The sequence below is a fragment of the Subtercola frigoramans genome, assembly GCF_016907385.1.
Lineage (GTDB): Bacteria > Actinomycetota > Actinomycetes > Actinomycetales > Microbacteriaceae > Subtercola > Subtercola frigoramans.
This window is the reverse complement of the sequence record NZ_JAFBBU010000001.1, coordinates 2,100,559-2,122,935: the sequence shown is the minus strand read 5'-3', so window position 1 is coordinate 2,122,935 and position 22,377 is coordinate 2,100,559. Positions and strand designations below refer to the sequence as shown.

The window sequence follows — 22,377 nt, the reverse complement described above, 5'->3', positions numbered from 1 at the left end:
AGGTTCCCGAGGATGATCGGGGGTGCTTGACAAGGAGCCCGGGTCGGGCGTCGAATACCGGCGCTTTCGTCTGTGTCGTCTGGAAGCCAGGCGGAGGCTGCCGCGCTCGCATGTCTGCGGGTCGCAGTGCTCACGCCTCGGCGTAGCTCGAACTCGAGGGCATGCTCAGCTGTGAGCGGAGGTATCCGGCGAAGCCGCCGGGAGTGCGACCGGTGCGGCGGCCGGATGTCAGCACCTCGTGGTCACGGGTCTCGATGATCGAGGCACCGCATGCCCGGGCACGGGTCACCAGATCGACGTCTTCGTGTTCGGTGACAGGGGAGAAGCCTCCTGCTGCACGGTAGACGTCTGCCCGTATTCCGAGATTGGCGCCGTAGATGCGACCGGTCGGCTGGCTGCCGGAATGCGTCTGGGTCCACGCGCGGATCTGCGCTTTCGACAGGTCGTCGAAGTTGGGCCGGACGGTGCCGAGCACCACGTCAGCACCGAGCTCGGCCAGCTCCATGTGCCGGGCGACCCAGTTCAGTGGTACCTGGGAGTCGGCGTCGGTGTTCGCGATCCAGACCGAATGCGCGGGTTCCTCCCGAAAATGGTCGAGCGCGACGACGACGCCCGAGGCCCGCGCGCGACCGACGTTGCCCCGGTCAGACGACTCCATTTCGACAACAGTCACATCAGAGAATGTCCCCGCAATCGCTGACGTCCGGTCGACTGAACCGTCGATGACCACCACGACCTGGAGCCGTGGTGAACACCCTCCCGGGGTTCGATGCGCGAAGAGGGCCGACGCTCGCAGAGACTCGAGACAGGGGCCAATGAGCTCCTCCTCGTTTCGCGCCGGGATGACGATCGCCAGCCCTCGCATCTCTTTCACCGCAGGCCTGTCTGTTCAGCGACCGATCGCCCGTCGAGCGTGAACACTTCGAGTACGAAGTCCTTCTCTTCGTGCCGCGATACGCTGTGCCAGCTGCGGTTCGCCGCGATCCTCCGGTGAACCTCGTCTCCGCTCTGGAGATAGTCGCCGACCGGGTATCGCCAGTGGCAGGCGACAAGAGTCCCCTCGGGAGTCAGGGAGACTTCGATATCGTGAAGAACACCGTCGAGTCGGTCGGGGCTGAAGTAGTAACCGACTTCAGAGAGCACCACGAGGTCGAACGAGCCTGACGGGAACTCCTTCCCGACATCCATCACCTGCACCTCGACATTCGGCGTCTCGACGAGTCGCTCGCAGGCCCGGGCGACGGCGGCCTCAGAGATGTCGACACCGAGCAGCCGATCGCAGCGGGCTGCAAGTTCCTGCGTGAGCACACCGATCGAGCAGCCGATCTCCAGTCCGTAGCCATAACGCGGCTGGGGGAGTGAGGCAACGGTCACCGCGCGTTTGCGTTCCTCGTACCAGCGGTCGGTGAAGCCCCACGGGTCGGGATGCAGGTCGTAGGTCTCGTCGAAGTAGGCCGCCGGAAGGGTCGTGAGCGATACGCGGTGAGACTCCGGCGAGCTGACCACGAAGATCTCCGATGGGCGCGTGAAGTGTTCGAGGAAATCGGGGCGCAGAAGGGCCTCGTCACCGGGCTGGTCAGACAGGGGCGCCACCTGCGAGCGGTGTGCGGAGACGGCCCTGGTCTTCGCTGCAAGGGAGGATGGACTCAGCTGCAGCGATGCGAGGTCATCCCAGGGCATGGCGGGATCGTCAGGGTTCGCCCAGTGCCACATCCAGATCGGATATTCCGCAAGGCCGCACCCTGACGAGCTCGAAATCTCGGCGGCAATACGCCCGACGAGCTCATGGTCGTGGTGGCCGTCTCCGCGCCAGGGTGCAACAAGCAGAACCGTCTCGCCCGCATCCGTGCCCACTGCGAGAGACACGGCATCGCGAATCGCCGGGACGGCGGCGTCGACGTTGCCGTCTTCGAACGCGAGCGTTCTGATGGATGCGTGCGGGGCGAGAATCGTGATGGCCTCGCGTACCTCCCCCTCGCGCCAGCGGGCCAGAGCCTCACGGTCGAACGATGGTGACCCGGGGTGGGACGCGCTGCCGTCTGTCACAACGATCACGCTGACCTCGATTGATCGCAGTGCGCACTCGGCAATCAATCCGCCGGCTCCCAGAGTCTCATCGTCAGGATGAGCGGAGACGACGACCACTCGATCGAACCCATCGAGCTCCAGGTCTCCAAGCGAATCCAGGCGCGGATCTGATTGCCAGACCGCCTGGGAGGTGCCAGCGTCACGGGCATCGAAGCTCACCACGGCTGGGTCACGCCTTGCTGGAGTTGCGAGCCGAGCGCCGCCTCATCCTTCTCCGCGTGATGCTGGCGAAGGTAGAGGGTGAGATCGGCCACGCGTTTCGCGTGTGCTGCGTCATCGGCCAGCGGACTCGGTCCGAGTGCGCGCCCGACACGCCGAAGGACCTCATCGCACGCGTCGGCGACCGTGTCGCGAACCCGCAGGGCGAGAAGCCTGCCATCGTTCCCGGTTGCGTAGCCCTCGTCGACGAGTGCTGCCGCTTCGGCGAGGGCGCGTCGGGCATCGCTCAGCCGGGCATCCACCGCACCGAGATGCGCGAGCATGAAGGGGCCAGCTGATGCGTGCGTGGCAGCAAAGAGCGTTCGCGCGAGACCCACAGCGCCGCCGTACCAGCAGGCGGCAACTCCGATGCCGCCCCAGGAGAATCCGGGCCTGTTGAGATACCACCCCCGATCGCCCACTTCGGTGGCCGCCACGGCGGAGAACCTGACGGGGCCGCTCGGTATCTCGATGAGCCCCCGCGCGTGCCAGTGGCCGGAGAGGACTGTCACACCTTCATCCCGGAGGGAAACGGAGTACAACTGTCTCTCCTCACTGTCGGCGACGGAGGCCGAGACGAGTGCGTGGTCCAGTCGATCGGCGAGGGAACACCAGGGCTTGGTACCGTCGAGACAACCGTTTCGTTCCATCAGGGGAGTGCCGCCGCCTTCGGACGCGAAGACTCCCCACGTGCCGGTGCCTGCGTGGTCGTCTGCGTCCGCCTGGTGGAGGATGGCCAGGGCATCCAGATGTGGCTCGACCGCCCGGGCTACTCCGAGGTCCCGTGCGGCGACGGTGGCTTGCGCCTCCCAGAGTTCAGCTGTTCGCCCTTCACCGGGAAACACGCTGTGGGCCCCGAGTCTCCTCGCGAGGTTCAGAGCATCGAGGAGGGTTTCAGCTGGGTCGGTGAGGGCGGAGTCCACCAGCGGACTGTGCGACCGCCGAGGGGAGAACGACGTGAACGTCACTGCACCCGGGGAACTGGACATCTTTCGAACTCCGATCCTTCGGCGACCAGAACCCGGCCGCCTTGCTTCTACCGTTGTGCGCTCGCCACCCGGCTCTGGCTGAGCGCGGCCCGTCGATTCACTGTAGAACCGGGGGGAATGCAGATCGAAACGAAGGCTGACCCCTTGCGCGCGCACGAAGAATGGTCCAGTGTCAAGCCTCCCGTGCGAGTTGTGGCCGGGAAGGGTGTTTCGTCCAAGATGAATTCATGCCCTCCGCTTCCACCTCGCTCCCATATCCCCTTGGCGTCACTCTGCGGGAGGGGGGCATTTCGTTCGCTGTCTACTCCGAAACAGCAGACTCCGTCGACTTCTGCACCTTCGATACCGAGGGGCTCGAGACACGAACCCGGCTCTCCGAACGCACCGGGCACGTGTTCCACGGATTCGTCTCCGGCGCGGACGTCGGCACGCGGTATGGCATCCGGGTCGACGGGCCGTGGGATCCCGCGAACGGGTTGCGGCACAACCCTCACAAGCTCCTTCTCGACCCGCACGCCACCGCGATCGAGGGTGAATACACGTGGGGCCAGGAAGTCTTCGGCCACGACATGAACGAACCGGAGAACCGCGACGACAGCGACTCTGCGCCGTCGACTCCGCGCTGCATCATCACCGACCCTGCATTCGACTGGAACGCCGACGGTGAGGATCGCGCACCTCGAACCCCGCTCGCAGAGACGATCATCTACGAGACGCATGTGAAGGGGTTCACGAAACTCCACCCCGACGTTCCCGAGGAGATTCGCGGAACGTACGCCGGACTGGCTCATCCCGCAGCAATCAAGCACCTCACCGACCTCGGGGTCACTGCCGTCGAACTCATGCCTGTGCACCAGTTCGTGCAGGACAGCCACCTGCTCGAGAAGGGACTTCGCAACTACTGGGGTTACAACTCCATCGGCTTCTTCGCTCCTCACGGCGAGTACGCATCGGGTGGAGATGGTGGTGCACAGGTGCCAGAGTTCAAGGCCATGGTGAAGGCGCTGCACCAGGCAGGACTCGAGGTCATCCTCGACGTGGTCTACAACCACACGGCAGAGGGCAATCACCTGGGCCCGACGCTGTCGTTCAAGGGCATCGACAACGCCGCGTACTATCGCCTCGTCGAAGACGACCGGGCTTCGTATTTCGACACAACGGGCACCGGAAACTCGCTCAATGTCGGTCACCCCACGGCCCTCGGACTCATCATGGACTCGCTGCGCTACTGGGTCACCGAGATGCACGTCGATGGGTTCCGCTTCGACCTGGCGACGACTCTCACCAGGCAGGGCGGCGATGCGGAGCTGCATTCAGCGTTCCTCACCCTGATCGCCCAGGACCCCGTGCTCGCACCGGTCAAGATGATCGCGGAGCCCTGGGACACCGCGGGTTACCAGGTCGGCGGCTTTCCGGCCGACTGGTCGGAGTGGAACGGAAAATTCCGGGACGATGTCCGCGATTTCTGGAACGGCAGCGACGGTGTGCTCGGTACGCTCTCGCAGCGCGTCCTCGGCAGTCCCGATGTCTACGAAGCAGACCGGCGTTCACCGCTGTCGAGCGTGAACTTCGTGACCGCCCACGACGGCTTCACGCTGGCAGACCTCACCTCGTACACCCAGAAGCACAACGCAGCCAACGGCGAAGACAACGAAGATGGCGAGAGCGACAACCGTTCGTCGAACGGCGGCGCTGAGGGCCCGACCGACGACCAGGCGGTCAACACCCGCCGCGACATTCTGCGCCGCAACCTTCTTGCGACGCTCCTGCTCTCAGCCGGAGTGCCGATGATTCTCGGCGGAGACGAGATCGCCCGTACCCAGGGCGGGAATAACAACGCATACTGTCAGGACGACGAGATCTCGTGGTTCGACTGGAAGAACGCCGACCACGAACTGTTCGAGTTCACCAGGGTGTTGATCGCGTTGCGGGCTGAGAACCCGGCGCTCCGGCCGGCCTGGTTCCGGCAGGCTCCCGACGTGGGTGGCCCCGACACCGTTGCCGTCGATCGTTCAGACGCTGAAGGCTTCACCGACGCCGACTGGCAGAATCCGGATGCCCGTTCGATCAGTTTCGTTCTGGCTCACCCTGGCAGCGATGCTTTCGCCCTGTTACTCAACTCCGCAGAGAATGGCGTCGAATTCACTGTTCCAGCTGCACCGAACTCGGAGTGGGAGCTCTCCCTCTCGAGCGACCCCGAGCAGTCTGTCGAGGGCGACGTGACGACTCTCATCGTTCGCGGATGCTCGTTCACCCTTCTTCGGAGCCGCGCTGGTTGAGTACCGGCGTATGCGCGTTTCGAAGCCCCGACGCGTGGGGGTTTCGATACGCCCAGCTACGCCGGGCTACTCAACCGGCGTTGCGTCACTGCAGCGACGAGGTCAATCGTGCGAGGTTGTCGAGAATCGTGGAGCGGAGGGGCTGCTTCATCCATTCCTCGAGAGTGAGCTCGCGGCTGAGCTCCCGGTAGCCGTCTTCGACCGCGCGCATCTCCTGAACGAATGTCGCACCGCGTACCATCAGTGAGATCTCGAAGTCCAGGCTGAACGACCTGATGTCCATGTTGCTCGAACCGATGACCGCGATGTCGTCGTCGATCGTGAAGTGCTTCGCATGCAGGATGTACGGCGCCTGGTAGAGCCAGATCGTGACTCCTGCACGCAGCAGTGCCTCGTAATAGGAGCGCTGCGCGTGGTAGACCCCGGCCTGGTCGCCGATCTCCGAGACGAACAACTGGACCTCGATGCCGCGCTGGCACGCTGTGGTGATTGCATACAGCATCGAGTCGTCGGGCACGAAGTAGGGGCTCGTGATGATGACCTTCTGCTGCGCGTAGTACATCAGCGCGAGGAACAGGCGCAGGTTGTTCTCGCCGTCGAAACCGGGCCCGCTCGGCACCAGTTGGCAGTCGAGCGCTGAGGGAGAGGTGTCGATGATCTCGTCGGCGATCTGCACCGTCTCGCGATCGAGCAGCTCGTTCGTCTCGCTGTACCAGTCGGTGATGAAGATGGCGTTGATGCCGCTCACGATCGGGCCGTGAACGCAGGTCATCAGATCCTGCCACTTCAGGCCGCGCCGAATGTTGCTCTTCTTGTTGTAACTTCGGTCGATCAGGTTCTGCGAGCCCATGAAGCCCAGTGTGCCGTCGATGACGAGCAGTTTGCGATGGTTACGCAGATCGGGCCGCTGCCATTTGCCCTTCAGCGGCTGCACGGGGAGCATGAAGTGCCAGAGAACGCCGATCTCGGTGAGCTTCCTGAAGGTCTCCCGATGGGTGGAGGTCCGAATCGAAGCGACATGGTCCAGAAGGACCCGCACCGTCACCCCGCGTTTCACAGCAGCCTCAAGAGCTGCGAAGAAATCGGCCGTCACTGGGTCGAGTGCAATGATGTAGAACTCGCAGTGCACAAATGTCTTCGCTTGGTTCACTGCATCCGTCATCGCTCTGATCGACCCGGCGTAGTCGCCGATCAGCGTGGCGGTGTTGCCGCCGACCAAAGGCATCGCACCAAGCTCGCGATTCAGGTGCACAACAGACCGCAGCCACTGGGGCCAGGGCTTGTCGTCGCTGACCAGCTCGATTCCCTTGGTGGTCTCGATGATGAAACTATTGATCGCGGCCTGTTTCTCGCGCCTCTTCTTCGGCAGTTTGTAGCTGCCGATGAGCAGAAAGAAGGCAACTCCGAGATAGGGGATGAGAAAGATGGCGAGCAACCAGGCCATCGCCGCCGAAGGCCGACGGTTGCGCGGCACGATGATGATGGCGGCGAACCGAACGGCAAGATCGAGAAGAAGCGACAGCACCAGCACAAGAATGGTTATCTGTTCCCCGGTCACTCCTTCATTATGTCGGTGAGCAGGCCGCGTGGGGGAGGGGCGTTTCGCTACGATTTCGCTGTGGATGGTCGCCGACAGTTGATCGGCGCGGCCTCGCAGGCCACAGTTGAGTCATGTCGTCAAACCAGACCAGTGAGATCGACGCGTTCCTCCGGGGGCTCGATCACCCTTTCAAAGCCCAGGTCGCCCAGCTCCGACTCGCAGTGTTGCAGTCGGACGAAGCGATCACCGAGCACCTGAAGTGGAATGCCCCCAGCTTCATCTTCGCCGGCGAAGACCGAGTCACGTTCAACCTCCGCACGCGAGATCGTGTGCAGATCATCCTGCACCGCGGCTCGAAGGTGAAAGCGGACGACGGCTTCTCCTTCGACGACGAGAGCGGCCTGGTCAGCTGGGTGACCGGCGACCGGGGCACGGTGAGCTTTCACGACCAGGCCGAGGTGGATGATCGGCTCGAGTCGTTCGTGCGGCTGGTCACTCGCTGGGTCAGGGCCGACTCTGGCGAAGCCGTGGCGGCACCGTCGGTGAAGATCACCGGCCCGAAGGCGGTGCGCGTGACAGCAGAGGACGAGCCTCCGCGCAGCCGCGACGTGATCAAGACGGAGCCCGGTTCCTCGATGCCGGTCAGTTATGATCAACCGCTCTCCGACGCATTGGCGGCGATGCTGGATTCGGTCGAAGAATCCTTTGCGATCACCACGGCAGAGCTCCGGTATCGAGCCGACGGCATCGAGTTCGGTGGCTTCGTTGCAAAGCCTGCCGACGCGGAGGGGTTGCTTCCCGGTGTCCTGATCATCTCCGACTGGACCGGCCTCAACGATCACGTCAGAGTGCGCGCACAGATGCTCGCACGATTGGGCTACGTGGCACTCGCAGGTGACGTCTACGGTGGTGGCGCCCACCTCAGTTCGCAGAAGGCACCCGTCGAAGCAGCGAAGTACTACGACGACCCCGAACTCTTTCGTGCCCGCATGAAGGTGAACCTCAAGCGACTCTGGGCGGAGCCGGGCGTCGACACCTCTCGGGTGGCCGTCATGGGCTACTGCTTCGGCGGCTCGGGCGCACTGGAGCTGGCGCGCTCCGGCAGTGCTGTTTCGGGGGTGGTCTCGTTCCATGGTCGACTCGACACTCGCCATCCTGCTGATGAAGATGACATTCGCACTCGCCTGCTCGTGCTGACCGGCGGGAACGACCCCGTGGTGCCCGATGACTCCGTCGTGCGGTTCGAGAACGAACTGCGATCGGCCAAGGCTCCGGATTGGCAGCTCGTCACGTACAGCGGGGCGATGCACGCCTTCACCTTGCCCGATGCGAATTCACCGGAGTTCGGGGCGCAGTTCGATGCCCTCGCGGACTACCGATCGTGGATCGCCATGCAGGTCTTCTTCGACGAGATCTTCGCGTGACCTGATCCGCCTGCCGCGCAAGCGCTATCTTTGCATCAGTATCGCCACGGAGGGCGATCTCCAGGCAGTGATGCCGGCGCGTGCGATCGCAGGGGTGCAGCATGAAGAAGTGGAACATCGTCGTCATCCTCGGGCTTGCCCAGTTCGTGATGGTGCTCGACAGCACCGTGATGAACGTCTCGATCTCGAAGGTCGTGACCGACTTAGACACCTCGGTCGCCGCGATGCAGAGCGCCATCACCTTCTATACCCTCACGATGGCCGCAGTGATGCTGCTCGGCGCGAAGCTCGGAGACATCTGGGGGCGCCGCAGGGCGTTCGTCGTGGGGTGCATCGTCTACGGCTGCGGATCGCTGCTCACCGGGCTCGCCCCGAACATCGTGGTGCTCTTTCTCGGCTGGTCGGTGGTCGAGGGTCTCGGTGCAGTGCTGGTGATCCCCGCCATCGCGGCCCTCATCGCCGACAACTACCATGATCGCGAGCGTGTTACTGCGTTCGCGATCATCGGCGCGGTCTCCGGGGGCGCCGTAGCCGCTGGGCCCCTGATCGGCGGCTTCGTGACCACCTACTTCAGTTGGCGCTACGTCTTCTTCGGCGAAGTGATCATCATGATCGTGGTGCTTCTGCTCTCCAGGCTGGTCACCGACAACAGTGCTCCCCAGAAGATCCGGGTCGATGTGCTCAGTGTTCTCCTCTCTGCCGCTGGGCTCGTCGCCATCGTCTTCGGCCTGCTCCAGAGCAAGGTCTGGGGATGGGTGCTGCCGCTGCATCCGCCGCAGGTCAATGGAGTACCCATCGAACCGCTCGGCCTGTCACTTGTGCCCTATTTCATCGTGGCCGGCGGAGTGCTGCTGTGGGCGTTCTTTGTGCGGCAACGACATCTGATCGCCGCCGCGCGACCGCCTCTGCTGCAGGTGTCGATGTTCCGAATCGCCCAGCTCCGGGCAGGTCTCTCTGTGCTCGCCGCCCAGTATGCGATCACTGCAGCGATCTTCTTCATGATCCCGGTGTACCTGCAGATGACACTCGGCCTGGATGCCCTCTCCACTGGGCTCAAGATCTTTCCGCTGTCTGTGTCGCTCATTCTGTTCTCGATCGTGGGCACACGTCTGTCTGCGGTGTGGTCTCCGCGGAGGATCGTGCGGCTCGGCCAGTTCATCCTCGTCGGCAGCGCCATCCTGCTCCTGGGTGCCGTTTCGTTGGAGCTGAAGAGCTGGCTGTTCGGCGCCGGGATGTTCTTCGCCGGTTCGGCTCTCGGCCTCCTTGCCTCCCAGCTGGGAAACGTGAACATGTCGAGCGTGACAGAAGACAAGACGAGTGAAGTCGGCGGACTGCAGGGCGTGTTCCAGAACCTCGGTTCGTCTCTCGGGACTGCGCTGATCGGGTCGGTACTGATTGCCTCCCTGGCCTCCGGCTTTCTGGGCGGCGTTCAATCGAGCGACCTGCCCACGTCGGTGAAGACACAGGTGAACACGCTGAGCCAATCGGGTGTGGAGATCATCCCTGTCTCGCAGGTCGCCGGTATCGCCGAGAAGGCAGGGCTCTCGAGCAGCGAGGGTGACCAACTCGCCACGATCTACGCGGACTCGCAGGTTGCTGCCCTTCGCGCATCGCTTGTCGCCGTAATCGTGCTGGCGATCGTGTCGCTGCTGTTCTCGAAGAACATTCCGACGCAGATCGTTGCGGGCAAACCGAAGGCGGCTAGTAGACGAAAAGCTGGCCGAGAATGACGATAACGATGACGAAGAGAGCCACGATTCCGCCGACAATCGTGGGTCCGCGACTGCTCAGTTTGGTGATACCGAACCCCACGAGGAACGGCAGTGACACGATGAGCAGGGACATGAGCCACCAGAACGTGATGTAACCTCCCCTGCTGGCGTCTTCCAGTCTGCCTCCGAAGAGCTTCTGCGACGCAGGGTTTGTGGCGAAGGCAATGGTGGCAGACAGAGGGAAGGCGATCAGCGCGAGAGTGATGAGGGCGGCGAATGCCCCCCACCGGCCGCGGTTCTTCTCGGCGACAGCGGGATGCCTCGATTCGGGGGAACGCTGGGCTGTACTGGAGGATCGCTGCGAAGGGCGGCTTTTCGGCATCTGTGGCTGGGCCTCCCGGTGAGCGGGGCCTGGGTACCCGCGAGAACGTTGACGAGCACACTCTAGCGGGTGCCAGCGCCACCAGTGGGCGCGGGCGCGTGGGCATGGAGGTCCAAGCCAGAGCTGCTGTGCGGCAGTTCGGCCATACGACACTATGACAGCTCGGCAGTACGGGAGTGTCGGCGTTAGGGACCTTTGACCCTAGGGTGCGCTGCCCGCGACGACCACGATGGTGACATGTCGTCCTTCACTGATGAACCGATCACTGTACTGAGCGCCGAGGAGTGCTGGGCGGTGCTGCGCAGAACTACGGTCGGCCGACTTGCCGTGAGCGTTGTAGGGCAGCCCGATGTCTTTCCGATCAATTTTTTTGTCGATGATCACTCGATCCTCATGCGTACGGGCCAGGGAAGCAAGCTCCTCGAGGCCACCATCAACCCACTCGTCGCCTTCGAGGCTGACAGCGTCGATCGTAGTCACGGATGGAGCGTAGTCGTGAAAGGTACCGCGCGCGTTCTCGACACCGAGAGCGAAGAACTCGCTGCCGCCCGGTTGCCACTGGAATCATGGCTGCCGACGTCGAAACAGGTCTATCTCCGAATCGAACCGGCGGAGATCGCCGGTCGCCGTTTTGCGTTCGGGGGAGAAGCTCCCGTCGGTTTCTCCGAGCTGTGATTCCGAAGGGCCGGGTTCACAGGACTTAGGTCCTGATCCCCAGCCTTTTGTCAGGGAAAGCTGATTCCAGAAGAAGTACACCACTTTCCCAGCCGGTCACACAGGCCGGCATTCCCTGACAGAAAGAGTCGCTCCCGATGGATGCTCTCGATATTGCCCGCTGGCAATTCGGAATAACGACCGTCTACCATTTTCTGCTCGTCCCTCTCACGCTCGGCCTCGGCCCGGCCGTTGCGATCATGCAGACCATGTGGGTACGCACCGGCAATGAGCGCTACCTTCGCATGACCAAGTTCTGGGGCAAGCTCTTTCTCATCAACTTCATTCTGGGTGTCGCCACCGGCCTGGTTCAGGAATTCCAGTTCGGTATGGCGTGGAGCCAGTACTCCCGATTTGTGGGAGATGTCTTCGGTGCTCCCCTCGCCATGGAGGGGCTCCTCGCCTTCTTCTTCGAGTCGACCTTCCTCGGACTCTGGATCTTCGGCTGGAATCGCCTGCCGAAACGGGTTCACCTTGCCACGCTCTGGATCGCAATTGCAGGTTCATGGATCTCGGCGTTCTTCATCATCGTCGCGAACTCGTGGATGCAGCACCCCGTGGGCGTCGAGCTCGTCGACGGTCGCCCCGTGATGAACGACATCTTCGCCGTCCTGACGAACAATACGGCCATCCTCGCCTACACTCACACGATCTTCGGCTCGCTCGGTGTCGGCGGCGGGTTCCTCATCGGAATCGCGTGGTACCACCTCTGGCAGCGCCGCAAAGACGGGATCGACACGGTCGACGCTCAGAAACGCGTCGTCGTCGGCGAAGCGCGAGCGATCCCGGGTCGCGACAAGACCGACCATTCCGTTTGGATCCGCTCGCTCCGCATCGGTGCAGTCGTTGCGATCATCGGATTCGCCGGGGTGGCCTTCACCGGCGACCTCCAAGGCAAGCTGATGTTCCAGCAGCAGCCGATGAAGATGGCCGCAGCCGAGGCTGCCTGTGAGACCGGAACGAGCTTCTCGGTTCTTGCCATCGGCGATGTGGGTGCCACCCACAATTGCGACGACGTCATCCCCGTCATCCAGATTCCCGGCCTGCTCTCGTTCCTTGCGACAGGAAACTTCACCACCGACGTGAAAGGTGTGAAGGACCTGCTTCCCGAGTACCAGGCCAAGTTCGGCACGACCATCCCCGACACGGCCGCATACGGCGCCCAGGCGGGCCAGGCCATCCAGTACGTTCCTGTCATGCAGGTCACCTACTGGGGGTTCCGCCTGATGATCGGCTTCGGTGCTCTCGCTGCGCTGGCTGCAGTAGTCGCGCTGTGGTTGACGCGGCGAGGGACTGTGCCCGCATCACGGGGCCTCATGCGACTGGCCGTCTTCGGAATTCTCGCTCCGTTCGGGGCGAACGCGGCAGGGTGGGTGTTCACCGAGATGGGTCGGCAGCCCTTTGTCGTGGCCCCGAACCCCACAGGGGTCGACGGTGTGTTCATGTTCACCCAGGCGGCGGTCTCACCCGGGGTGTCGCTCGGCGAACTGCTCTTCTCGATCATCACCCTCACGCTGGTGTACGGCGCTCTGCTCGTGGTCGAGGTTCGGCTGCTCGTCAAGTACGCCAGGGCGGGAGTCGCCGGTGTGATGCCGGAGCTCGCGCACACCCACGATGAAGACACTGACGGAACCTCCGGCACTCCCGGCAGCGGCTCGCGTGGCGACGTGCTCGCCTTCGCTTACTAGAACGGAAAACGAATCATTATGGACGGATTGACCATCTTCTGGTTCATCGCCATCTCTGCGCTCTGGATCGGCTACCTTCTGCTCGAAGGATTCGACCTCGGTGTGGGAATGCACATGCTGCTCACGGGTCGCTCCGACACGGAGCGTCGCGTCATGCTCAACTCGATCGGCCCGGTGTGGGACGGAAACGAGGTGTGGCTGATCACCGCGGGTGCTGCCACGTTCGCCGCCTTCCCCTTCTGGTACGCATCGCTTTTCTCGGCGCTGTATCTACCGCTGACGCTCGTGCTCGTCGGCCTGATCTTCCGTGCAGTTGCGATTGAATATCGCGGCAAGGGAGCGACCGTTCGCTGGACCCATGCGTGGGATCTCGCGATCAGCATCGGTTCGTTCATCGTCGCCTTCGGTGTAGGGGCCGCTCTTGCCCTGACAACCACAGGGCTGCCCCTCGACGCCAATGGCAACAGGGTCGGCGGGGCCTTCGTCTGGCTCAACGGGTATGCGGTGATCGGCGGGCTTGCCGTCGTCGGGTTCTGCCTCGTGCATGGAGCTGTCTTCCTCGCTCTGAAGACCGATGGTTCGGTGCGGGAGAAGGCGAACTCGTTCGTTGTGAAGTGGGCCCCGCTCGCTCTCCTTCCCATCGTCGCGTGGGTGCTGATCGTGCAGTTCAGCAACGGCAAGCTCTTCACGCTCGTCCTGATCGCGGGCGCTGTGGTCGCCGTGGTCTGGGCCTGGCTGAGCGCCAGGGCCGGCCGCGAAGGCCGCGCCTTCCTCGGGCTGTCGCTGTTCCTCGTGCTCGGCGCGGCATCGATCTTCGCGTCGGTGTTCCCCGTGGTGCTGCCGTCGACCATCGATTCGGCGTACAACCTGACGATCAGCAATGCTTCAAGTGGTTCGTACACCCTCGGGGTGATGACCGTCGTCACCGCGTTAGGCCTCCCGCTGGTGCTGGTCTACCAGGGCTGGACCTACTGGGTTTTCCGCAAGCGCATCAGCGCAACGCAGATTCCCGTCGTGCACTCGGTTGTCGCCGCTGTCGCCAAATGACGCGCACCACCGAACGCAGGAGCGGCCCGCGGCTGGAACGGGCCGACCTTCGCACGGTGTATCTTCTCGGGGCAGTCAGCGCAGTCAAAGGGCTGTCGCTGATTGTCATCGCCGAGGCGATTGCCGAGGGAATCCCGGCCCTCACTGCCGGGGGCGAGACTCTTCGTGACGCTGTGCTGTGGGGGCTGGGCGGGGCGCTGCTGCGGGCAGGGTCGAGCTGGGCATCCACTGTCATCAGCTCACGCGCTGCGGTCGGGGTGAAGGAAGACCTGCGCCAGAGGCTCGCGGTCACCGCCCTCGACGACTCATCAGGAGTGAGCGGATCGACGGCGGTGCTGGCGACCAGGGGACTGGACCAGCTCGACGAGTACTACCGCTCGGTTCTGCCTGCACTGACGAACGTCGCTGTCATTCCGCTGCTGCTCGGCGCCCGGATCCTGTTCGCCGACTGGCTCAGCGCCCTGATCATCGTCCTGACGATTCCCCTGGTACCCGTCTTCATGGCGTTGATCGGCATGCACACCCGCGACAAGGTCGAGGAGGCATCGACTGCGCTCGGTCGACTCAGCGACAATCTGGTCGAGCTCGCCAGGGGCCTGCCGGTGCTCATCGGGCTCGGCAGGGTCGAGGAGCAGACCAAAACGCTGCGTACGATCTCCGACGACTACCGTGCCACCACCATGCAGACACTCCGAACGGCTTTCATGTCGTCGCTGGCTCTGGAACTGATTTCGACGATCTCTGTGGCACTCGTCGCCGTGACCATCGGAATTCGCCTGATCGGCGGCAGTCTCACGCTGGAGATCGGCCTGCTGGTGCTGATTCTCGCTCCCGAGTGCTTTGCCCCGTTCCGTGAGGTCGGCGCCGCCTTCCACGCGGCACAGGATGGCCGTGCCGCTCTGGCTCGGGCGCGCGAGTTCGTCGCGAGGCCGGTGCCTGCGAGCATCCTCGCGACGGGCGCGGAGGTCACGGGCGCGGAGGTGAGGGGCGCCGTGGTGAGGGGCGCCGTGGTGAGGGTCGACCACGTCACACTTCACTTCGCGGGACGATCTGAACCGACCCTGAACGACTTCTCTGCAGCCTTCGCCCACAATCGCACCACTCTGGTCGCGGGTCAGACGGGCAGTGGCAAGTCCTCTGTGCTGGCACTACTCGGTGGCCAGTTGGCCAGCAATGCAGACGGCTATGAGCTCGCCGGATCGGTGAGCGGTGTCGACGTTCGCCGAATTGCGTGGGTCTCACAGCATCCCCAGACCGTCTCTGACTCGGTTCGGGAGGAACTCGCTCTCTACGGGGGGAACACTTCGCCGCATCTGGCAGTGCGCGTCGACGCTGTTCTCGCGGAACTGGGACTGGCGGGGCTGGCCGATGCCGACCCAGCCAGGCTGAGCCCGGGGGAGCTCCGCCGGCTCGCCCTGGGTCGAGCAGTGCTGCGGGTCGACGATGGGGCGACGCTGATGCTCCTCGACGAGCCGACGGCCCACCTCGATGCCGAGAGCGCACTGATCGTCGAACGGATGATCGAACGACTGACCGGCACCGTGACGATTGTCATCGCGACGCACGAACAAGGGCTTGCCGCACTGGCATCCTCGGTCATCACGCTGGGAGAAACGACGCGGCTCCGGGAAGTGGAACAGGCAACCGGGCCCGTCGAGCGCTCACAGTCGGGCGAGATCGAGCCCGTACCCGAGCGTGAATCGGCCGTACTCGCGAAGACCCGGACGTGGGGCACAGTACGTTCCCTCTGGGAGTTCCTCAGCCCGTCGCGTGGCAGCTTTATCTTTGCTGTGCTGCTCGGGACCCTGTCGGCCCTGTTCGCGGTGTCGCTGACGGCCGTCTCAGGGTGGCTCATCGTGCGGGCGAGCCAGGAACCGGCGATCATGTACCTTCTTGTGGCCATCATCGGGGTGCGCTTCTTCGGTATCGGTCGTTCGAGCCTCCGGTACGCTGAGCGCCTCTGTGCGCACAACTCGATCTTCCAGGCGGCAACCGAACTGCGCATCCGCCTCTGGCAGGCTCTCGGTCGAAATGGCATCACCTCGCGGGGCCTCTTTCGCGGATCGACTGCCGTCGACTACCTGGTCGGGGCGACGGACGACGTGCGCGATCTGAGCTACCGGGCCGTGATGCCTCCGCTGGTTGCCGCGTGTGTCGGCTTGGCTTCCCTCATTGCCGCAGCGCTTCTCTACGCCCCCGCTCTCTGGGTGCTCCTCGTTCTCTTCGCTGTGTGCCTGGTTCTCGTTCCGGCCGTGACGATGCTGGTCGACAAGTCGTTCAGCCAGCAGCAGCACATCCTGCAGTCTGCCCTGCTCACCAGGTTCGTCGCGATGCTCGGCGCGAGCAGGGACCTTCGCACGAACGCGATCGACGGGCAGGTGAGAACGTCTATCGCGAGAGTCGACGCTGAACTCGGCGTTGCCGCTCGGCGCGGTGCCTGGGCACTGGGCCTGGGGCACGCGCTCACGGTGCTCGGCTGTTGCCTTGCGGCGATGGGGATGCTCGTGGTCTGTGCACCGTTCGTTGTGTCGGGCGGTCTTCCGCTGGAGCTCGCCGCGGTCTTCGTTCTGCTTCCACTCGCCCTCATCGAGAGCATGGCTGCGGTGGTCGACGCTGTGCAACTGTGGCCCTCTCTCGCTGCAGCGCTCGCCAAAGTCGCCGACTTCGTGGGTGATGACATCCCCGAGGCGATGGACGGAAGAACCGTCGACCTCGAGGCAATCGGCCACGAGACGATCTCCTCGCCCGTTCACTCCCTGGAATTCTCAGGAGTGACGGCGGGATGGCCTGGCAGCGCTGCGCCGACTTTCTCCGATGTCAGTTTTCGCGCGGTGGCGGGGGAATGGGTCATGGTCGAGGGGCCATCGGGCTCGGGAAAATCCACCCTCCTTGCCGTTGCCCTGGGGTTTCTCCAACCGAGAGACGGTCGCGTTCTCCTGGACGGACGTGCGTCATCGAACTACAGTGGCAGCGAACTCCGACGCCACGTCACATGGTGCCCCCAGGAGGGCCACCTCTTCGACTCGACGCTTCGCGGAAACCTGCTGATCTCCCGCGCCAGGGGCGATGCCCCGTCTGAGCCCGAGATGATCGAGGCGCTCGAGCGCGTAGGGCTCGGTTCTTTCGTCGGATCGCTCCAGAATGGCCTCGACACCCGGGTGGGGTCGGAGGGCGAGCAACTCTCTGGTGGCCAGCGCCAGCGAGTCGCCGTCGCTCGTGCTTTTCTGGCAGGAGGCGACATCGTTCTGCTCGACGAACCGACCGCTCACCTGGATGCGGATGCAGCGGAGTCGCTCGTGACCGACCTGCGCATCGCCCTCAGCGACAAGATCGTGATTCTGGTCACCCACCACTGCATCGAAGCGCAAGCCGGAGACGTGCGAGTGCGCCTGGCTGCGTCCACCGCAACCGCTGGACGAGCTGCCCGAATGTTCGAGGAGCCCGTGGCGGTTTAGAGTGGGGAAGTACTCCGCGGCGTGATACGGCACCAGCAGGGATCACGCCGCGGCGAAAAAGGGGTGACGGTTGCACCAGGAAGACCAGTCGGCCGACCGCGGGCCCTCCGCGACAGACAAACTCCGCGCGCTGGCCGAGGCGACCCAGTCCGTTGTCGAAGAACTCGACCTCCCCGTGGTGTTGCAACGGATCGTCGATGCCGCAGTGAACCTGGTGGGCGCCCAGTACGGAGCGGTGGGAGTGATCGCCCCGCACGGCGGACTCGAGCAGTTCATCCATGTCGGCATGTCGCCCAGCGCCGTGCAGGTCATCGGGCACCTGCCTGAAGGGCACGGTCTGCTCGGAGCCCTGATCGACGACCCCCGGCCCATCCGGTTGTCCCAGCTCTCGGACGACCCCAGGTCAGCGGGATTCCCGGCTCATCACCCCGAGATGCACAGCTTTCTCGGGGTACCGATCCGGGTGCGTGAGGCGGTGTACGGCAACCTGTACCTCACCAACCAGAAATCAGGCGAATTCACCGCGGACGATGAGGAACTCGTGCTGACGCTCGCGGCGACGGCCGGCTTTGCCATCGAGAACGCGAGACTCTTCTCTGAAACCCGGCGTCGACAGGCCTGGGCAGCGGCCTCCGCGGAGATCACCGCAGTCCTCCTGTCGGCGGATCACGCGGTGGCGATCTCCGCTCTTCTGGGCCGGGTGCAGCACCTGGCTTCAGCGGCATTGGCCTGCCTTATCACAGAGCACTCAGACCCGTCGCAACTCATCGTCGCAGACGCAACGGGCGAGTTCGCCGAGTCTCTCCTCCACGCGACCTTCCCCGTCGAGGACTCGCTGTCGGCTGCCGTTCTGCACGGCAGGATTCCCATGGCAACAGAGCGCAAGGTGTCGACTGCGGCAGCGTGGTCGCCCGTCGTGCACCTGCTGGGCCCCGTGATGGCCGTTCCGCTGATCGCCGGTGGGCGCAGCCTGGGCGTGATCCTCGTCGCACGTTCGATCGGTGACCCGTCGTTCACGCCGGCTGACCTGGAGATGGCCGCCGACTTTGCCGGCCAGGCCAGCGTCACCCTCGAACTCTCGGCAGCACGAGCGGACCAGCAGCGAATGATGGTGCTCGAAGACCGCGGTCGGATCGCTCGTGACCTGCATGACCACGTCATCCAGCAGTTGTTTGCGACCGGGCTCGAATTGCAGAATGTCGCAGGAAGTCTTCCGCCCGGCCGCGCGAGTGAGCGTGTCAACTCGGTGATCTCGAGCCTGGATGCGGCGATATCGCAGATCCGCACCGTGATCTTCGCCCTCGCGCCGCCCCGCTCAGACCTCCAGCTCACCGTGCGCCATCAGATCATCGACCTCGCCACCGAGTTCGCGCCCGGGCTCATGCGTCCTCCGAGTGTGAGCTTTGCGGGCCCCGTCGACCTCGTGGCGGTCGGCGGTCTCGCCGATGACGTTCTTGCGGTCATCCGGGAATCGCTGGCGAATGTCGCCAAGCACTCCCAGGCAGAACAGGCCTCCGTGGCGGTGAGCGTCTGGCAGGGTTCGCTCGTTGTGGAGGTCGTCGACGATGGCGTGGGGTTCAGCGATTCGGGACGGCGCAGCGGCATTGCCAACCTCGAACAGCGTGCAACGCTTCGAGGCGGTACATTCTCAGTGAGCTCGGGTACAGACGGTACACGCATGCTCTGGTCGGTTCCGTTCACCGATGAGCCGAACGAAGAGGAAGTGCCAACGTGATCCGTGTCTTCTTGCTCGATGACCACGAACTGGTCAGGCGAGGCATTGCCGAGTTGCTGCAAGCCGAAGCCGACATCGAAGTGATCGGCGAGGCCGGTACGGCCGCGCAGGCACGCACGCGCATTGCCGCGACGCAGCCCGACGTCGCCATTCTCGACGTGCATCTGCCCGACGGCAACGGTATCGACGTGTGCAGGGATGTCCGTTCCCATCACCCTGACGTCAAGTGCATCATCCTCACCGCCTACGACGACGGTGACGCGCTCTTCGCGGCGGTGATGGCAGGCGCCTCCGGATACGTGCTCAAAGACATCCGTGGAGCGGGACTCATCGATTCGATCAGGAAGGTCGCGGCTGGCCGCACGCTGCTGGAACCCGCTCTCACTCGGCGCGTCACCCGTGAGATGCGCCCGGAGACGTCCTCAGACCCGCGCGTGAGCTCGCTGAGTCTTCGGGAGAGCCAGATCCTCGCCCTGATTGCCGACGGATTGACGAACCGACAGATCGGCATCGAGTTGTCGCTGGCCGAGAAGACGGTCAAGAATTACGTGTCGAGCCTCCTCAGCAAACTCGGACTTCAACGGCGAACCCAGGCCGCCATCTTCCACCTCGAGTCGAATCCACCGACCCAGAGCTGAGATTCGGCCAGACCGGGACTTTGGACCCTGTAGGGCGGCAGCCGTAGACGGCAGGGTGGGAGAGCACCCCAACGTGATGTCGCGGTGCTCGACAGAACTCGAAGGGCTGCGTCGATGCCTGAACAGACCGTGGTTGGCTGGGACTCCTCGCTGCCTGCGGGAGAGGCCGCCGAATGGGCGTTGTCCAGGGCATCCGGTCGCGGGGGAGAGCTGTTGCTCGTCAGAGTCATCGACGACTCGACCGTCACGGACGACTACTTCGTCTCTGACCAGTTCATCCACCAGGCAACGATCGAGCTCGAGGGCGAGGTGCTGAAGTTGCGTGCCCAGAACCCGGGATTGAGTATCGACTGTCGTGTCGTTCGAGGCGACCCGGTGACGGAACTGGGGAGATTCTCCGCGCCTTCCACCCTCGTGGTGGTCGGCACTCATCAGCGCACGGTCAATCGTTTTCGCTACGCGTGGTCGCTCGGAGCGCGGCTGGCCGGTTCGGCAGAGGGGCCAGTGGCTGTCATTCCCAGCGGGGCGACGAACGAATCCTCGGGTGTCGTGGTGGGCATCGACGGCAACAGGGCAGGCGACGTCGCCGCACGTTTCGCTGCAGCAGAGGCCGAGACCCGCGGCGAAGTCCTGCACGTCGTCCACGCGTGGTCTGAACCGTCGCTCTGGAACGATTCGCTGGCTCCGACCGACGAATTCCTGGCCTCACTCTCAGCCGAACACCAGAGCATTCTCGACCAGGCCGTGGCCCAGGTCGCCCGCGATCACCCGCGCCTTGCGGTTCGGGCGCACCTGGTACACGAACCGGCACAGTGGGCGCTGGCTTCACTCAGTCGGTCAGCGTCGTTGCTCGTGGTCGGTCACGTTCGTCGTCGGGGCTGGAGCGCGATTCTGCTGGGCTCGGTGTCGCACGCCCTGATACTGAACATCCAGACTCCCACCGTCGTGCTGGTCTCAGAGCTCGCGGGTTGAGGGCCCGTACACAACGGTCGGAACAGAGAGGTGCACGACCACAGCGTGACTCACTGAACCCATCCGAAACGAGTGTGGATGCCCTGGCCGGTGGTTTCCGACAACAAGGAGCGCCGCGGTGGCCGCCCTTGCAAGAATCGACGTCGCCGCGGCCCCCTGAACCAGCAGAGTCGACGTGATGAGGCCCGGTAGATGGGCCCTGACCTCTGCCTCCACCGTGTCGAGGAGCGCCTGGTGTTCCGAGGCCACAGAGCCGAGTGATGATTCCGTCGGGGGGAGCGCATCCTGCCAGAGGGGCAGCAACTGCCAGGCGTGCAGGATGGTCAGGTCCTGCCCCGTTCTGGTGGCCTCGCGACCGGCGAAGAATGCGGCTTCCCTCGAGGTGCTGGTGCCATCGACAGCGACAACGACTCCGTGACGCTCGACCCCGGGACTCGCCTGTTCCGGGATGACGGCGATCGGACCCCGTGCCTCTGCGGCGAGCCGGGCGCCGAGTGACCAGCCGAAAGTGAAGAAGGGCTTGTCTCGCCGGTGGGTGCCGACAACGACCAGATGGTCGGGTGCGGTGAATGGCAGAAGGGCCCGCAAGGGATCCCCGCGCAGCAGTTCTGATTCGATGTGCACCTGCGGATGCGTGGCCCGGGTCATCGAGACGGCGGCGCTCAGGCGAGCTTCGAACGCCGTGGCATCCGATTCCGTGGGCAGATAGTCGACAGAGGCCCGTGTGTCATCCACGACACCGACAACACGGACACTGCCGGACCGCCCGCTCTCGCGGGCAGCGGCCCAGTCCAGGGCGAGCCGCGCCGGCTCGCTGCCGTCCCATCCCACGATCGTTTCGTGCTGGGTCATGTCGTCTCCGGTCCCAGCGTGCCACGGCTCGGTGGTGGCGCAGCTTGGTGGTGACAGAGATCAAGCGAGTCAGAGGTCATGGTGTGGCAGATGGCGTTTATCGCGGGGCGGTACCACCAGGACGGGGCAGGGGGCGTGATGAACGCAGTGGCTGCTCACCGAGCCGAGCATGAATCCCGTGATCTTGCCTCGGCCACGTGAGCCGACGACAAGCATGAGGGCGTCGGCAGAGACGGATTCGAGAAGTTCACCCGGTTGCGCGAGTGCCGACCGGTACTGTACGACGAGCCCCGGATGATCGGCCACTCGTGGTGCCAATTCCGCTGTGAGGCGTGCTCGCACGATACCGGTCACCTCGGTGAACGAGAGGATCGTTCCGTCGGCATTGCGGAAGACGGCCAGCTTGTCGTCGATCGTCCAGCAGCGCACGATCACGACCGGCGCGGCAAGGCGATCTGCGAGCTCGAGTGCGACGGCAAGGGCGGCGTCGGATTCGGCCGAGCCGTCGTGGCCGACGACCATCGTTCCTTCGGGGACAGGCTCCAGATCGCGGAGGTTGACGGCTGCGGCAGACGACGTCATCCCGGCGTCGGTGAGGGGAATCGTTGAGTGGTCCATGGCAATCAGCCTTGCACTGTGGTGCCCGTGCGGGAAGGGCCGAAAG

The 22,377-nt window shown here is 64.1% G+C and carries 17 protein-coding genes; 10 read left to right on the top strand and 7 right to left on the bottom strand.

Going from position 1 to position 22,377, the window contains the following annotated elements; all coding sequences use genetic code 11:
- Positions 1–130 precede the first annotated feature (130 nt).
- Genes JOE66_RS09955 through JOE66_RS09945 form a run of 3 tightly spaced genes read right to left on the bottom strand, consistent with a single transcriptional unit; the run spans position 131 to position 3,275 of the window.
- Entirely contained in the window at positions 131–865 is a 735-nt protein-coding gene (locus tag JOE66_RS09955; RefSeq protein WP_205111853.1) for a glycosyltransferase family 2 protein, read from the bottom strand.
- A gap of 5 nt (positions 866–870) precedes the next feature.
- Positions 871–2,250, bottom strand: a complete 1,380-nt coding sequence (locus JOE66_RS09950) for a PIG-L family deacetylase (protein WP_205109030.1) — start codon at positions 2,248–2,250, stop codon at positions 871–873.
- On the bottom strand, positions 2,244–3,275 hold the full coding sequence (locus JOE66_RS09945; RefSeq protein ID WP_239518273.1) for an acyl-CoA dehydrogenase family protein: 1,032 nt from the start codon (positions 3,273–3,275) through the stop codon (positions 2,244–2,246). Before JOE66_RS09945 ends, JOE66_RS09950 begins: the two co-directional genes overlap by 7 nt.
- Before the next feature lie 227 nt (positions 3,276–3,502).
- Here JOE66_RS09945 and glgX point away from each other — a divergent pair, with 227 nt between their 5' ends.
- Complete coding sequence (glgX, locus tag JOE66_RS09940; protein WP_205109028.1) at positions 3,503–5,554, top strand: glycogen debranching protein GlgX; 2,052 nt, start codon at positions 3,503–3,505, stop codon at positions 5,552–5,554.
- Positions 5,555–5,639: 85 nt separating this feature from the next.
- Here glgX and cls read toward each other — a convergent pair whose 3' ends face one another.
- Complete coding sequence (cls, locus tag JOE66_RS09935; RefSeq protein WP_205109025.1) at positions 5,640–7,112, bottom strand: cardiolipin synthase; 1,473 nt, start codon at positions 7,110–7,112, stop codon at positions 5,640–5,642.
- A 113-nt stretch (positions 7,113–7,225) separates the two neighbouring features.
- Between cls and JOE66_RS09930 the strand changes: the two genes are divergently transcribed.
- Entirely contained in the window at positions 7,226–8,518 is a 1,293-nt protein-coding gene (locus JOE66_RS09930; RefSeq protein ID WP_205109023.1) for a dienelactone hydrolase family protein, read from the top strand.
- 101 nt (positions 8,519–8,619) lie between these two features.
- Positions 8,620–10,248: an MFS transporter gene (locus tag JOE66_RS09925; RefSeq protein WP_205109021.1), complete on the top strand. Its 1,629-nt coding sequence runs from the start codon at positions 8,620–8,622 to the stop codon at positions 10,246–10,248.
- Here JOE66_RS09925 and JOE66_RS09920 read toward each other — a convergent pair.
- Complete coding sequence (locus JOE66_RS09920) at positions 10,220–10,612, bottom strand: hypothetical protein (protein ID WP_205109018.1); 393 nt, start codon at positions 10,610–10,612, stop codon at positions 10,220–10,222. The genes JOE66_RS09925 and JOE66_RS09920 overlap by 29 nt on opposite strands.
- A 237-nt stretch (positions 10,613–10,849) precedes the next feature.
- On the opposite strand from JOE66_RS09920, the gene JOE66_RS09915 reads away from it, so the two are divergent.
- The 7 genes from JOE66_RS09915 (at position 10,850) to JOE66_RS09885 (ending at position 20,861) form a co-directional block, all read left to right on the top strand.
- The gene (locus JOE66_RS09915; RefSeq protein WP_205109016.1) at positions 10,850–11,287 is read left to right on the top strand and encodes a pyridoxamine 5'-phosphate oxidase family protein; all 438 of its coding nucleotides are present in this window, start codon (positions 10,850–10,852) and stop codon (positions 11,285–11,287) included.
- A gap of 137 nt (positions 11,288–11,424) precedes the next feature.
- Entirely contained in the window at positions 11,425–13,014 is a 1,590-nt protein-coding gene (locus JOE66_RS09910; protein ID WP_205109014.1) for a cytochrome ubiquinol oxidase subunit I, read from the top strand.
- A gap of 18 nt (positions 13,015–13,032) precedes the next feature.
- On the top strand, positions 13,033–14,061 hold the full coding sequence (cydB, locus tag JOE66_RS09905) for a cytochrome d ubiquinol oxidase subunit II (protein WP_205109013.1): 1,029 nt from the start codon (positions 13,033–13,035) through the stop codon (positions 14,059–14,061).
- Positions 14,058–17,516, top strand: coding sequence for a thiol reductant ABC exporter subunit CydC (cydC, locus tag JOE66_RS09900; protein ID WP_205109010.1), 3,459 nt, complete (start codon positions 14,058–14,060; stop codon positions 17,514–17,516). Before cydB ends, cydC begins: the two co-directional genes overlap by 4 nt.
- Before the next feature lie 70 nt (positions 17,517–17,586).
- Positions 17,587–19,251: a sensor histidine kinase gene (locus JOE66_RS09895; RefSeq protein ID WP_205109008.1), complete on the top strand. Its 1,665-nt coding sequence runs from the start codon at positions 17,587–17,589 to the stop codon at positions 19,249–19,251.
- Positions 19,248–19,889 (top strand): response regulator, encoded by a 642-nt coding sequence (locus JOE66_RS09890; protein WP_205109006.1) that lies wholly within the window; start codon positions 19,248–19,250, stop codon positions 19,887–19,889. Before JOE66_RS09895 ends, JOE66_RS09890 begins: the two co-directional genes overlap by 4 nt.
- 114 nt (positions 19,890–20,003) lie before the next feature.
- Positions 20,004–20,861: a universal stress protein gene (locus JOE66_RS09885; protein WP_205109004.1), complete on the top strand. Its 858-nt coding sequence runs from the start codon at positions 20,004–20,006 to the stop codon at positions 20,859–20,861.
- Here JOE66_RS09885 and JOE66_RS09880 read toward each other — a convergent pair.
- Both JOE66_RS09880 and JOE66_RS09875 read right to left on the bottom strand, forming a co-directional pair.
- Positions 20,844–21,713: a universal stress protein gene (locus tag JOE66_RS09880; RefSeq protein WP_205109002.1), complete on the bottom strand. Its 870-nt coding sequence runs from the start codon at positions 21,711–21,713 to the stop codon at positions 20,844–20,846. The two genes, JOE66_RS09885 and JOE66_RS09880, sit on opposite strands and share 18 nt — an antisense overlap.
- A gap of 69 nt (positions 21,714–21,782) precedes the next feature.
- On the bottom strand, positions 21,783–22,331 hold the full coding sequence (locus JOE66_RS09875; protein ID WP_205108999.1) for a universal stress protein: 549 nt from the start codon (positions 22,329–22,331) through the stop codon (positions 21,783–21,785).
- Between the last annotated feature and the right edge of the window lie 46 nt (positions 22,332–22,377).